Annotated in this window: 7 protein-coding genes; all 7 read left to right on the top strand. The window is 67.8% G+C overall.

Annotation, left to right across the window (positions count from 1 at the left end; translation table 11 throughout):
* Window positions 1–18: 18 nt before the first annotated feature.
* The 7 genes from ACQPW1_RS05780 (at window position 19) to ACQPW1_RS05810 (ending at window position 13,986) form a co-directional block, all read left to right on the top strand.
* On the top strand, window positions 19–9,009 hold the full coding sequence (locus tag ACQPW1_RS05780) for a hypothetical protein (RefSeq protein ID WP_433661709.1): 8,991 nt from the start codon (window positions 19–21) through the stop codon (window positions 9,007–9,009).
* Window positions 9,010–9,153: 144 nt separating this feature from the next.
* The gene (locus tag ACQPW1_RS05785; protein ID WP_433661710.1) at window positions 9,154–10,119 is read left to right on the top strand and encodes an alpha/beta hydrolase; all 966 of its coding nucleotides are present in this window, start codon (window positions 9,154–9,156) and stop codon (window positions 10,117–10,119) included.
* Window positions 10,120–10,242: 123 nt separating this feature from the next.
* Window positions 10,243–10,734 (top strand): DUF6301 family protein, encoded by a 492-nt coding sequence (locus tag ACQPW1_RS05790; RefSeq protein ID WP_433661711.1) that lies wholly within the window; start codon window positions 10,243–10,245, stop codon window positions 10,732–10,734.
* Entirely contained in the window at window positions 10,731–11,180 is a 450-nt protein-coding gene (locus tag ACQPW1_RS05795; RefSeq protein WP_433661712.1) for a TY-Chap domain-containing protein, read from the top strand. The genes ACQPW1_RS05790 and ACQPW1_RS05795 overlap by 4 nt, the downstream gene beginning before the upstream one ends.
* Window positions 11,181–11,307: 127 nt before the next feature.
* Window positions 11,308–12,930, top strand: a complete 1,623-nt coding sequence (locus ACQPW1_RS05800; RefSeq protein WP_433661713.1) for a hypothetical protein — start codon at window positions 11,308–11,310, stop codon at window positions 12,928–12,930.
* 188 nt (window positions 12,931–13,118) lie between these two features.
* On the top strand, window positions 13,119–13,451 hold the full coding sequence (locus ACQPW1_RS05805; protein ID WP_433661714.1) for a hypothetical protein: 333 nt from the start codon (window positions 13,119–13,121) through the stop codon (window positions 13,449–13,451).
* Between the two features lie 16 nt (window positions 13,452–13,467).
* Complete coding sequence (locus ACQPW1_RS05810; protein ID WP_433661715.1) at window positions 13,468–13,986, top strand: YbaB/EbfC family nucleoid-associated protein; 519 nt, start codon at window positions 13,468–13,470, stop codon at window positions 13,984–13,986.
* Window positions 13,987–13,989: the final 3 nt, after the last annotated feature.

Below are 13,989 nucleotides of genomic sequence, written 5' to 3' on the forward strand. Positions count from 1 at the left end.
GCTGGGCACGGGTCGAACATGATCGAACTGCCGGGCTTCCTGGAGTGGCTCGAGCCGATAGTCGGCATGGAGTGGCCCGAGGGCAACGAAGACCAGATGTGGGCCCTGGCCCAGGACTGGCACACCGCCGCCGCGGATCTACGCACCATCCTCAGCGATATCGATGCGGCGAAGAACGCCTCGCTGACCGCCTATCCCGTCGGCGAGGGCGTCGAGGAGATGATCAAGGGCTTCGACAGCATGCGTTCCGGCGACGGGTCCGACAAGGATCAGTCGCTGAACAAGCTGGCCGAGCTCTTCGATCAGATCGGTGAATCCGCCAACGGGGTCGGCACCGAGATCGAGTACGCCAAGCTGATGTACTGGTCGTCGTTGGGCCTACTGGCCGGCGAACTCGCTGCGGCGTGGCTGTTTCCGCCCACCGCGCCCGCGGTCGAGGCGGCCGCGATCGGGCTCACCCGGATAGCGGTGCGCATCATCGGTGAGCGGGTCGTCTCCGCGATCATCCGGCACGCAGGCAAGCTCGTCGCGTCGAAGTTGGCGAAGTTTCTGCTGCGGCACGTGGCGATCGACACGATGCTCGGCACGCTGCAGGAGCTCGGCGTCCAGCAGTGGCAGGTCGACCACGGTCACCGCAAGTCGATCAACTGGGACCAGGTCGCGGTCACCGCGGTGAGCTCTGCCGCGGGCGGCGCCGCGGCGGGCCCGTTCGGCGACTGGCTCGGCAACCGGCTCAGCTCGGAGATGAAGCCTTGGATGCGTGCCGCAATCACCGGCCCCGCCGCCGGATTGGTCGGTGCGGGTGCGGGTTTCGTCGCCGCGACCGGCACGCAGTTCGGCATCGATGCCGCCAGGAACGGCTGGGGCGATGCGTGGAACAACCTGAAGAACACCCAGGTCGATTGGCGGATGTTCACCGCGGGTGCTTCGAACGGCGCGATGTCCGGGTTGAACAAGGTTGGGGCGCAGCATGCTTGGGGGAACATGCGGCCGGATCTGTTCAGCAGGCCCGGGTTCGGGGGTCGCTTCGATGACGTTTTCAACGGTTCCGGTGGTGACGGGGCGAATTCGAGTGACGGAACGCGTGTCGGGCTTCGGCCGGATGGTGCCGGACTGCCCGCCGGGGACGGTAGCGGTCGAGGCACGACGGGAGACGCGGGTGCGACCAGGCCTGCCGGAACCACGGGTGCCGACGGCAACGGACGTGCTGGCGGAGATGCCGGTGCTCGACAGCCCGGCGCGGACGCGGCCATCGGCCGGAATTCGATTGACGGCAACGGATCTGGCGATAGTCGAGGTTCGGGTGATGGCCGGAATTCGAGCGCGAACAACGGATCTGGCGATAGTCGGGGATCGGGTGACGGCCGGAATTCGGGTGAGTCCGACGGATCCGGTGATAGTAGGTCGGGCGATGCCGGAAGCCGATCGAGCGACGCGGCGACCACAGGTAGGGACCGGGCCGCCGGGGATTCGACGCCTGCTCATGCCGATAGCGATGGTCAAACCCGGACCGGCGACGGCAGCACGCGGCCGGTCGACGGTGCCGCCTCGAACCCCGACCGGGTTGCGGCGCAGACCGGTTCGGGCGATGCCGTGAACCAGCGGGCAGGCGTGGCACCGCAGGCGGATGCCGTGCACGGGGTCGGTTCCGACGAGCGAATAGACGCCACATCGACTGGCAACGAGCCGGTCTCGGTGCGCGATGTGGATGGCGGACTTGCCACCAACGCGCCGACCCATGCGGCGCCGCCCACCAACCCGGGCTCCGCTCCGACCAACCCAGGGTCTGCTCCCGCCCATCAGGCGTCGACCAATCCCGCTGCGGGCGGCGAAAGCCGCAGCACCCCAGCGGCATCCAGTTCGGCCCGCCCGGGACCGGGGGAGGTGCGTGCCCACACCGGGTCGGACGCGCCGCCGCGCGTCGAGCAACCGAGGACGCAAACGGGCCTGGAGCCTCGGGCTGGCGCTCCGGACGGTCGACCCGCGGGAGAGGCGCGTCCCAGCGCCGATCGTCCCCGCACGGGTGAGGCCCGTGGCGACGGCACTGCCCCGCGTACCAGCGAGCCGAGTCGCACCGGCGTAGCAGGCACTCCACGTGGCGCGAACCAGCAGTCGGCCCTGCAATCGGGCTCTAGCGGCGAGCACGCGCCGCGGGCCCGGACCACGGAGGACGGTTCTACCACCCAGCAGGCGGCCGACGCTGCGCTCCCCACCGATGGTCCGCAATCGCGGCATGAGGGCGACGGTCCATCGCCGCTCGATGCGGCCGGTCTACTGCCACTGGCCGCGGTGTCCGGCGCGGACGCGCCGCCGCGCGCGGATCGGACCACCACACGCCCGGACCCTGTCGTAGGCGGCGATGACGACCACACCGCCGCGCGGCCGGATCCGTCGGACACCGAGCAGCCACGCGACTGCGCAATCCGCAGTCTCGAGCTGATCCGTCAGCTCACCGGCAGCGACGTGATCGACGTGCCGACCAGGGAAATCGGCCCGGACGGTGTGTCCCAGAGCGAGATCGAGCGGGCGGCCAACGCGCCGCTGCGAGATGTCGAGAATCACAACGAGATTCGCGATGCGCTGATGTACGAGACCAGGCCGGACGGCAGTTTCGTACTCGATTCCGACGGCAACCGGATCGAGCGCCCCGACGGGGTGGCCGCGCTGGTGGTGGATGTCTACGGCAAGACCGACGAGCACAACGTCGGCGCGCACGCCTACGTGCTGCTCAAGGAAAACGGCGAGATCGTGGTGCACGATCCGACCGCAGGCCTGCGGCACGGCTTCCCGCCGATATTGCCGGGTGGCGACTACCCGGTGCAGGTCACCCGCACAATCCTGTTCGACGAGAACGGAATTCCGCAGCAGCGCGGAGATGCCGACGTGCCGTCTCGGGAACCGGCGTTGCGCAATGTCGATGTCGGACAACGGCCGCCCGGCCCGGACGGTGATCCCGTCGAGCCGGCATCGGGCTCGGACGGCGGTGGAAAGAAGCCGCCCGCGGAACTGCCGCCACTCGCTTCGCCCGACGACCCTGGCGACGGCTCGACGTCGAAAACCAACCGCGACAACGACTCCGGTGCACCCCCGGTGTTGGAGCCGGACTCGGTGGTGCTCGCCGACGACACCCATCCGCTCGCTCTCGATGTCGACGGCGAGCAGGTGCCGCTGGCACTTCATCCGGACGGCGAGGACCGTTGGCGCGCGGTGCCCGCCGATGAAGCGGAACCGCCCGCGCGGCAGGAGGGTTCGGGCGAGGTCGAGAAGAAGTCGCCGGTTCGTCGAGCGTGGGAACGCATTCGAGACCGGATCTACATTCGCGGCTACGAAGGTGACAACCCCAAGTACCCGTCGGGTTCGGGTGAGGACGGCCGCGGACAGACGGCCCTGCGCGATGGGGTCGCCAACGCCCCACACCTGTTCGAGCCGTCGCCCGCTCCCGCGCCGCACGTGCCGCAGTCGCCGGATGTCCCGCACATGGGACCCGCGCCGGACTCATCGGACAAGGCGCCCAACGTCGCTCGCATCCTGAAAGAGGGCGCGACGATCTGGAAGAACCGCGAGCACTTGCCGATCCTTGGCCAGCTGTCGGGCCGGACCCCCGATGTCGCGGGCGATTTCGTGGCGCCGCGCACCGCGGACGGTGAGGAGTATCGGTTCTGGGTCAGCGATGCCGATCCGGACCTGGTCCGCGAGACGATCACCGATCTCTTCGAGGTGCAACAGATTTCGGCGGAGGAGGCCAGGGCGGTCCTGGAAGACGCTCTCTCCGTGTCCGATCCGGAACAGCGTCAGCGGATCGTCGACGATATGGAGCGGTTGGGTCTGGTCTCCGAGGACGAGGCCAGGGTGCTCGAGCAGGAACCGCCCGAGCATCCGGAGCTGCCGCGCGAGCCGGATGGCCCACCGCCCGAGCACGAGTCGCTCTCGGAGCTGGCCGATCGGCTCGGCTTCGATCTACCCGATGACGATCCGGCGACGGTGCGCCGGGTCATCGACGAGCAGGAGTACCGGACGCTGCGCGAGGCCGCGGCGATCGAAGGACTCGCCGACGCACACCGGCGCTACAACGAGGAACAGACCAGGCCATACACCAAAGAGGATGTGGCAGGGGAGGACTCGCGGCCCGCACTCGATGAGGGTGAGCAGCGCAATCGGCCGCCCGGTGAACTCGAAGGACCTGACGCACGGCGGCGCGACGAGGAAGACGAGGACTTCTTCCTCGACGAGGACGAGTTCGACGACGACGCATACGACCGCCGTCCCGTCCGCGTTGGCGAGCCCGACCCGGCCGGGCGGCCTGTCCCGTACTCCGACGAAGTCAGCTTCTTCGACGACAACCCGATGGGCCGCTTCCTCAAAGAGCTCAACGCGGCCTTCGACGGTGCCTCGGGGGTGCAGCATTACACGCCGGTCGGCAACGGCGCGGACCCACTGAAAGAGTGGGGTGATATCGGGCCGGACGACAACGAGCTCGGCCGCGACCAGGGACCGCGGGCATACTTCGAACACGCGTTGCGTCGCGACCAGCTGCGTGACGAATTGTCCACCTGGGCACAGATGTTCGGGCTCGACAACGACTCGGTGACCACCCAGCGGATCGACGAATTGCGGGCTGCGAATCAGGCGCGCGCCGACCGGCTCGCCGAGTTCGCCGATGCCGCCGAGATCCGCCTGCATCCCGAGTCCGACGATCAGCCGCCGGTCGGCGAACCGTTCGGCGACCAGGTCGTGCGGCTCCCGGTCGGCGAGGGCGTGCCGGATCGGCTCGTGGTCATCGATGGGCCGCAGGACCGCGCCGCCGCGCTGGCTCGTGTGCTCGCCGAGCATCCGGATCTCGCGCAGGCGGTGAACCGCGGCGATGTTCAGGTCGACTACCACAAGGCGCGCACGGATCGGAACGGCCATATCCATCTCGAGCCGGTCGAGACGCCCGACGTCTATCACCACCGCGAGAGGATCGACGGCCGCGACCTGGCGGTAACTCTGTTGCGCGACAGCGACGGTCAGTGGCGGCCGGTCGTGCTCGACAATACCGACGCACCGCACACCGAGCCGTTGGCCGCGGATGCGCCGGAAACGCCGCCGCGGCCGCGCGCCGAAGTCCTCACGGATCTGGTGGATCTGGCGCGGACACTCGGGTTGCAGCCGGACGCACTGCATCCGGAGCGGCTGGCGCAGACGATCGCGGATATGAAGCTGGACAACGCCGTTCGGGCCGGGCAGATCGAGGCGCTGGCCGACTTCGCCCGCTCGATGAACGCTATCGAGTCGTTCAACGACATCGGTGATGCGCGTAGTCAATTGGCCACCCGCCTCGGCATTCCCGAAGCGGAGTTGACCCCGCAGCGCCTCGGCGAAGCGTTGACCGACAGCTCGTTCCGAAATGCGTTGCGGGCGCAACAGGTAGGCGACCTCGTCGCGTACGCCAAGCAGCTGCGCGATCTCGATCCGGCCGCCTTCGTCGCCGCCCGCGACCAACTGGCGAAGCGGCTCGGCGTCGAGCCGTCGGAACTGTTCCCGCCGAAGTACAGCAAGAACGATGCGGGCAGGCTGGTGCACGGGCTGGACTCGAACAGCCTGGATCCGAAGAAGCTGCGCAAGTTGCTGGCGCAGATGGAGCGCGACGGCAAACACGACCTGTTGAAGAACGCGCTCACCGAGTACGCCGACGCCCTGATCAAGATCGATCCGTATTCCGAGGTGCCGCGCGGTGATCTGTCCGCCGACCCGCGGGTGACCGGTGAGCCGCCGATCCACGATCCCGAGGCGATCCATGGGCTGCGCGACATCATCAGGGACGCACTGCATTCCGGGGATACCCTCGACTTCGGGCAAACCCTTGCGGACCATCCCGGGCGACCCGAGGGTGACGGCACCTGGGATCGCGACAGCGACCGCGAGAGCGGGCGACCCGACCCCAATCGGGACTGGGCCCGGCTCGTCGGCGTCGATCTCGCCGGGGCTGATGATGCGACGTTCCGCAAGGTGTACGAGGCATACCGCGACGGCAAGATCGAGAAGCACGAGGGGCTGAGCCCCAAGGAGCTGGCCGCGGAAATCGCGAAGATGCGGGACGAGGTTCGGCAGCGGGCGGCGCAGATCCGGGATCTTGCCGACCTGGCCGAGGAGTTCTACCGGGCGCCCGAGCAGCTTCCAGCGGGCGACCAGCCCGGACATCCCGGGGACGGTGCTACTCCGCCCAGGCTGGATGGGCCCGACGAGGATGGTCCGGCGCCCACCCCGACCCCGATCGAACCGGCACCGCGTCGGCCCGGATCAGGCGATGCCGCCGAGCGACCGATCATCGAAGGTGATGGTCCACGCGAGCGCTCAGACCCGGATAATGCGGTGCAGCAGCAGGATTCGCGACGTTTGCCCACCGAACCTGGTGACCCGGCGAAGACGTCGGAGCCGGTTCCCGAGGATCCGGCAAGCGCCAAATCGGAAGTACGCGACGATCGGTCGGGCGCGGATCAGCAACCGGCCCCGCGCACACGGATCGATGAGGCACTCGCGCGTGAGCTGGCCGCGCTCGATGAGTCCTACCGGCGTCGTTCGGAAGAGGCCGATGCCGAATTGCAGCGGGTGCTCGATCATCTGGATCAGATCGGTCGTGATCTGGCCGGGCAGCTCGATGGACATGATGTTGTGCCGGAGTCGGATTCGGTCGAGCCGAGCACACGGATCGATGAAGCATTGGCCCGCGAAGTAGCCAAGGTGGACGAAGCGTACCGGCGTCATGCCGACGAGTCCGATGCCGAACTGCGCCGGGTGCTCGACCATCTGGAGCAGGTTGGTCGTGAGTTGGCTGGACAGCACGATGTTGTGCCGCCATCGGATTCGGCGAACCCGAGCTCGCGAATCGATGCGGCGCTGGCGCGTGAGTTGGCCGCGCTCGACGAGTCCTACCGGCGTCATTCGGACGAGGCCGACGCCGAACTACAGCGAGTGCTCGATCATCTCGACCAGATCGCGCGTGATCTGGCCGGGCAGCTCGATACGCATAACGTTGCACCGGAGCCCGATTCGACCGAACCGAGCACGCGAATCGACGAAGCACTAGCGCGTGAGCTGGCGAAACTGGACGAGGCATACCGCCGCCACGCCGAGTCGTCCGATGCCGACCTCCGCCGCGCCCTCGATCATCTCGAGCAGATCCTCAACGACCTCGCCGCGCAGACCGACCACCAGCGCCTGATGGCCGACCTCGACAACGCCCATCGCGAGATGACCGCCAAGTTCGACGAACTCGCCCGCCGCGACTCCAACGGACCAGACGAAGAACCCCCCACCACTGCCGTGCTGCCACAGGGTCCACCATCAGACCCACCAGGGTCGGCAAGCCACGACCCATCAGCCCACCCAGATCCTGCCCCAGGCAAGGACCTGTCGGCAGGCACCGAGCCGCCGTCGAACCAGAAGACCTCGACAGACTCCGAACAGTCACCCCAACCCAAGCCAGGCGCTGAACTGCCGTCGAACCGAGACGCCACGGACGATTCCGAGCAGGCACGGCAGCCCAAGCCAGGCTCTGAATCGCCGACCAACCGAGAGTCCGAGTCGGGCTCCGAACAGTCGCCGCGCGAGCTCGGGTCAGCAGATGAGTCCGCGCCACCACAGCAGACCGGTGACGATGGCGCGCGTGCGAACCGAGGAGTCGACGGTGAGCCTCGAGAATCCAACACGAGGACCGAACAGTCGCCGCCGCGCAAGTCGGGGTCAACAGACGAGTCCACGCCGAGGTCGGACACCGGTGATGGTGGTGCGCGTACGAGTCGAGGAGATGGTGGTGAGCCGCCGGAATCGGGTACGGGGCACCGGGATTCGCGGCCGCCGCAGTTGCCTGGTCGGGCGCTGAGGTCGCATATTCCGCATCCGCCGCGGGACTACGAGTTCGAGTTCCCGAGGCTGGTGGATTCCGCGCCGAAACCGTGGCCGGTGCCTGATCCCCAGCCCCCGGCGGTTCCGCCGCCGCCTCCGCCGAAGCCACCGCAACCCCCGCGTCCCCCGGTGCCACCGCATGTTCCGGTGCTGCCGAATCCACCGCACGCACCTGTGCCACCGCGGCCGCCGGTCCCTGTGCCGCCGGATCCGCCGGTGCCACCGCATGTTCCGGTGCCGCCGGACCTGCCAGTCCCGCCACAGGTTCCGGTGCCGCCGGATCCGCCGGTGCCGCCGCAGATACCTGTACCGCCGAATCTGCCTGTTCCCCCACAGGTGCCGGTTCCGCCGAACTTGCCGGAGCCGCCAGGTCTGCCGGATCCGCCGAATCTGCCGGAGCCGCCACAGATACCTGTGCCGCCGAACTTGCCAGTGCCACCAGAGGCGCCGGTGCCACCGAACTTGCCGTCGCCGCCGCATGTTCCGGTGCTGCCGACCCTGCCGCACCCGCCTCCGTCGCCAGGCGGACCGATCCCGCCCGGTGTCCCCGGAATACCTGTGCCGTCGAATCCACTACCAGGCGGACCGATTCCGTCGAACGATCCGCCGGGATCATCGCTACCGCCATGGTCTCCCATGCCTCCGCCGCCAATGGGTGGCGGGCCACATGCGGGCGGCAACGGTCGTCGCAACGGCGGCAACGGCAATGGTCAACGGTCGTACACCAGCGAAAACGGCGGCGGCGCAACGATTGTGGTGCGCCCGTACGTCGGCTACGGCGTGTTTGCCGAGTTCGATCCGATGACCGGTGCGCTGCGGGCAACGCCCGCCGGTGCGAGCCAACTCGGCGGTGTTTATGCCGATCTAGGTGACGCCCCGGTGGTGCTCTACCGGCACCACGGCAGGCTGGGGTTGCGCGTCGGCGGCCAGGATATCGATCTCGATGGCCCGGTCGCCGTCGACTGGTACCCCTACGATCAGCGCAACACCAGGTTCGTGGTCAGCGTCGCGGGCGTCCCCGCCTTCGACGTGATCTACCGTTCCCTCCCCGCTGATATGGATCTCGGCTTGCTGGTCCGCGACGTCCTTGCCGACGCATCCAGGCGCGCTGCCATCTTCGCCTGACCGCGCAACGCCGAGGCGCACCTGACGGTGAAACCGTTGAGTGCATGTGACATCGGACAGCAGGTAGTCGACACTTTTGTGCACTATGCCCGGTAGATCTGTCCGTTATTGCCAGGCCTGGGTGCGGTTCGGTTCAATCGATAGATGGTCAATGGTGATCCGGTGTCCCGAGCAAGTCGCGGCGTGATCTTCGCGCTGCATTCCACCCTGCGGCCCCTCGGCGCGCGGCTGCCCGCCAACCGGCTCGGTGTCGCCGGTGCGCGGCTCGGATTGGCTGTCGCCTGCCGGATCTGGTTCGACCACACACTGCCGACCACACCGGTCGATGTCGCCGGACCGCGCGGCCGGGCCATGGGGGAGTGGGTCGGCGCGGTGCCGCGACCGGGCCAATCTCTCATCTACTACCTGCACGGCAGCGGCTACGTCGGTTGCAGCCCGGCCACCCACCGCGGCCTGGTGTCCGAGCTGGCGCGACGACTGGACCGCTCCGCGTTCACCCTGCGCTACCGGCGCGCCCCGGAACACCGATTCCCCGCGGCGCACGACGACGTGCTGAACGGCTATCTATGGCTGCTCGAACAGGGACATGCCGCGCAAGACATTGTGCTGATGGGCGATTCGGCCGGCGGGCACATGGCGCTCGGCTTGTGCGTGCAGCTCCGCGAACTCGGTCTGCCGCAACCAAAGGCGCTGGTCGGCTTCTCGGCACTGGTCGATTCGACCTGGTCGCTGGCCGACGCCCGCCGCGCCGAAGTGGACGAGGCCTTCATGTCCTTCGGCCTCGCCACCCGAATGACCGGCCTCTACACCGGCACAACCCATTTCGATGATCCACGCCTGAACGTGGCCGCCCACGTCGGCTCCGACCTACCGCCGATGCTGCTGCAGGCCGGCGGCAGCGAGATGCTCAGCGCCGACGCCGAACACTACGGCGCCGCGCAACGTGCGGCGGGCGGTCGGTGCGAGGTGCAGCTGTGGCCAGGCATGTTCCACGTATTCCAGGTGGGTCACCGGTTCCTGCCGGAGGCTCGGGCAGCCCTTGATGGAGTGGAGCGGTTCGTCGCCGAAGTCGAGCGTGCGGCGGCCGAAGAGGGCCCGCTTTCGGCCTAGTCCAGCCGGTGCGCACGACTTCGGTCGGCCCGCCGAGGCCATTCTGTTGTGCATGATTACTCGTTGTGGCACAGTCGATCGCGCGGAAAAGACGAGGTCCGACGGTAGAGCTAGGGTGATTGCATGACGGAATTGCGTGCGTTGACCGACGCGGAAATCGTCGAGCTGGCCACTCGATTGCGGTCACTCGATTGGTCTTGGCAGCTCGCCGACGCGGCCGTGCTCGCATCGGCGTTCGGCTGGGAAGTGGTCATGACGGGCGACGACTGGGTCATGCTCGACGCCGGGTTCGGCGCGGGGAGCGCCAAGCTGACCGGCAGCGGCGATCAAGTCGGGGAAATCATGGTGCAGGTGACCGATTTCGCCGACGATGACGCGGCGGGCGAGGCCCAGACACGGGACGCGTTCGTCGGCATGGTCGCGGCGCTGACCGGCGCGTTCGGCGAGCCGACCGCACGGATTCCGGGTGACGTACCCGAGGTCCGCTGGGCGGGTGCGGAAACAACTCTCGTGCTGCGCGATCCCGCCGTCATGGTGGAGTTGTTCTTGATGACCAACGCATGGCTTGCCGAGCAGGACGGGCTCATCGACCTGGAGGAACAGGGGCTGCTTTGATCGAATGGGCGGAGTTCACCGACGGATTGGCCGAGCAACTGGCGACGCTGCCGTCCGGTGCGGTGGTGATCGTCGGTGAGGCCCCGATATCGTCGGACAAGAGCAGAACCGCGCAGTTCCGGCAGTTCGACGACAGCGTCTGGGCCCAGCTGGCCGGTGACCGCTGGCTCGATCCCGAGGTACAGGCGGGCGAGGCGGGACGGCACCTGATTCGCGCGGCGGGCTGGCAGGAACCCGACGACGACCACATCGAGAATTGGTGGGTCGAGGTGCCCTGGCCGGTATCCACGGCAGGCTATCGCCGACTCGCGGAGATGGTGGTGACCGGGCTGCGTGACGGTTTCCGGATCGCCGATCCCACGCCGCTGGTCTATCAGGCGTGGAACGAGAAATCGGAGAACAGCCCGATCGAGTTGCCCCGCCTCGGACTGCAACCCGAGGACTGAGGCGAGCCGCCGCTCGTCCGCTGATGCGGGGCTCGCCGCTCGGCGATCTGTGCCAGGATTGACGCCGGGGCGGCTTCCTCTTCGGATCGGTCGCCGTTCGACGTGCACATGAGGAGATTTCCGCGACGTGACCAGTCCAGACGACCAAGCTCCGGACAGCAGGCCCCGCGACGAGACGACCGCTGCCCAAGCCGCTTTCATGAAGCAGTTCCTGGTCTCCTCCGACGACCGAGGCAGCATTGCCGAACCTGGCGAGCCCGTTGATCCCGAACCGGGCGACGGCGCGGACGATCAGGAACCCGACGTCGGCTTCACCCTCGCCGGCGCGCTGCCCACCCCGCCGCCGGTCCAGGATCCCGCCGAGCTCGCGACGGCGATCAGCCATCAGATCGTCCGAGAGTTGGCGGCCGACGGCCCGCCCGGTTGGCAGCGGTTGGAGGCGGTCTTCGCGGTGACCGTCGCGGCCGAGGTGGCGCTGGCAGTTTTCACCGACGACGAGGACCGCATGGCGCGGGCGTATCCGACCGAGGACGTGCTGGCGCTGGTCCGTCAGCACCGGCACGTGTCGGCCCAGCTCAGCGACGGCCCGTGGTGGCGCTACGTCATGACGCTGACCAGCACCGGACAGGTCGAAGTCGACTACGACTACGGCGACGAACCGTTCCCGGACGAACAACTCTTCGCGCCGGAGATCTATCGCGCCGACCTCGAGGTCTATCCGCGCGATGCGCTGCCGGTGTGGCTGGCGGCTTACATCGGGCACGCCGATCGCCAGTCGCGGACCCCGCAGCAGGCCGCGGCCCAGGCGCGCGCGGATCGAGACGCGGGCAGGCGCGGGGTCTTGGCGGCCAACGACTTTCCGGCGTACCCGCTGCTCGCGGCCCGTTGGGCAGTCATCGCCGCGGCCTTTGTCGCGGCGGGATCGCCGCTCGGCCCGCGCGTCCTGCCCGCCTTGAGCTGGTTCGAAGGCTCCAAGCGCAGCGGCTCCACGCTGTACGCGCTGCCGGGCGGCCGGGCCGTGCTGTCGGGTGGGGTGTGGAACGCACCGGAATTGAACGCGGTCTACAACCGCGGCGTGCCGATGCCCGCCTTGTACGCGGGCGCACCGGAATGGGTAGCCAATCAGGTGCTGAACTCGCGCGCGGCCAATGGCCTGCTGTCGTTCTGCTACTGGTGGGAAGGCGGCAACTGGTATCGCGGGATGTCGCCGATCGCGGACGAGCTCAGCGACGCGGTGCCCGGCATGTGGTCGTCGGAATCCGTGGTCGGCATCGTGTCCGGCCTGATCGCGGAATCGCCGAGCCCGCGCCAGCGGCAGGCCGTCGCCAATCTGGTGTCCGCCGCGGAGATCGGCGTCGTCACCCGATCCACCCTGGTCGATGTCTTCGGCGCGGACGGCACCTTCGATATCGACAGCGCCCTCTTTCAGCTCACCATGGCGGGCGTGACGATGACGGTGCCGGAGCCGATGCCGCAGGAGGACGCGATCGCCCGGGTGCGGCAGTTCATCCTGGACAGCAACATCGACACCGCCCGATATCCGGTGGACGGTCTGCGTGCGGATCGGATCAGCATCGGGTGGATGGTGTACGTGCCGACCGCGCCGGGCGAGATCGCGATCGGCCGCGCGTTGTTCTACATTGCCGACGATGGTGTGCTGGAACAGTCGTCGTCCTCGGTGGCGCCGTCGCTGTACATCGCCGAGTTCGAGCAGCGATTCCAGCGGAGAAATGGCCAGGTAGACGCCTGATCGTGCCGACGATTCGACGCCGATGCCCCCAGGACTGGGGTGTTCTGTTGGAGTGGTCCACCAGTACGGTTGGTGTTACGGTTTATTGACTGACGGCGGAGCGCGGGTGAATTGATCATGAACTCCGCCAATGATTTCAGGATCGAGCCGGGGGTTGGCTTCCCTCGCACTGCGGGAAAGGGTGCATTGTGGCGGATGAAAGATTCGAGTTCGATCCAGACGAATTCCGTAAGGCCGCGGGCAAGACGGCCCACGTCGGCGACCGGATTACCGACGTGGTGACCAACTTGAAGTCGACGATCTCCGGTCGCGGTGCCCCGTGGGGTGACGACAAGATGGGCAACCAGTTCGCGAACGGCCCCGGCGGCGACGACGGATACCTGTCTTCGAAGAAGAACCTCACCGACGGCGTCACCGGTATGGCGGGCACCTTCAAAGACGTGGCCAAAGACCAGCGGAAGGTCGCCGACCAGTTGCAGCACGACCTCGACAAGCGCAATGGCGAAAGCTTCGATAAGTGAGTAAGGGCCGGTAGTCGTGGCACACGATTTTTCTCGGGGAGACGTCGCCGACCTGATGGAAGAGGTGCAATCGCAGCTCCATTCGATCGCGCGATTGCAGCAACAGCGGGTTGCGCTGATGGGTAAGGCCACCGTGCGCGGCGGCCGGGTGACCGTCGTGGTGAACGCGGATGGCAATGTCATCGAGACCAAGTTCGGTCGCGGCGTCGAGGAACTGGAATACGCGGAATTGGCGCGTGCCGTCACGCAGGCGGCACAAGAGGCCACCGCGGATGTGCGGCGCCAGTCGCAGGAATTGCTTGCGCCGTTCCAACAGGAGCGGGCGCGCTTGCCGAAACTGTCGGATCTGGTCGAGGGAATGCCCGACCTGAGCAGTCAGATGCCCGCGCAGACGTATGCGCCACTGAGCAAGCCCGACTCGTTGGAGCGGGCCACCGCTGCCGAAACCGACAGCGCCGCCATGACATTCGACAACGTCGAGCCGCTCGACAATGTGAAGTCCCGGGAGCGTGGGGTCACCGATTCCGGTTGGTGATCT

The organism is Nocardia sp. CA-128927 (genome assembly GCF_050955855.1).
Lineage (GTDB): Bacteria > Actinomycetota > Actinomycetes > Mycobacteriales > Mycobacteriaceae > Nocardia.

Excerpts from the sequence above, each read along its gene's own strand:
- ACQPW1_RS05780 (WP_433661709.1), top strand. The coding sequence starts at position 19 with ATGATCGAACTGCCGGGCTTCCTGGAGTGGCTCGAGCCGATAGTCGGC.
- ACQPW1_RS05785 (WP_433661710.1), top strand. The coding sequence starts at position 9,154 with ATGGTCAATGGTGATCCGGTGTCCCGAGCAAGTCGCGGCGTGATCTTC.
- ACQPW1_RS05790 (WP_433661711.1), top strand. The coding sequence starts at position 10,243 with ATGACGGAATTGCGTGCGTTGACCGACGCGGAAATCGTCGAGCTGGCC.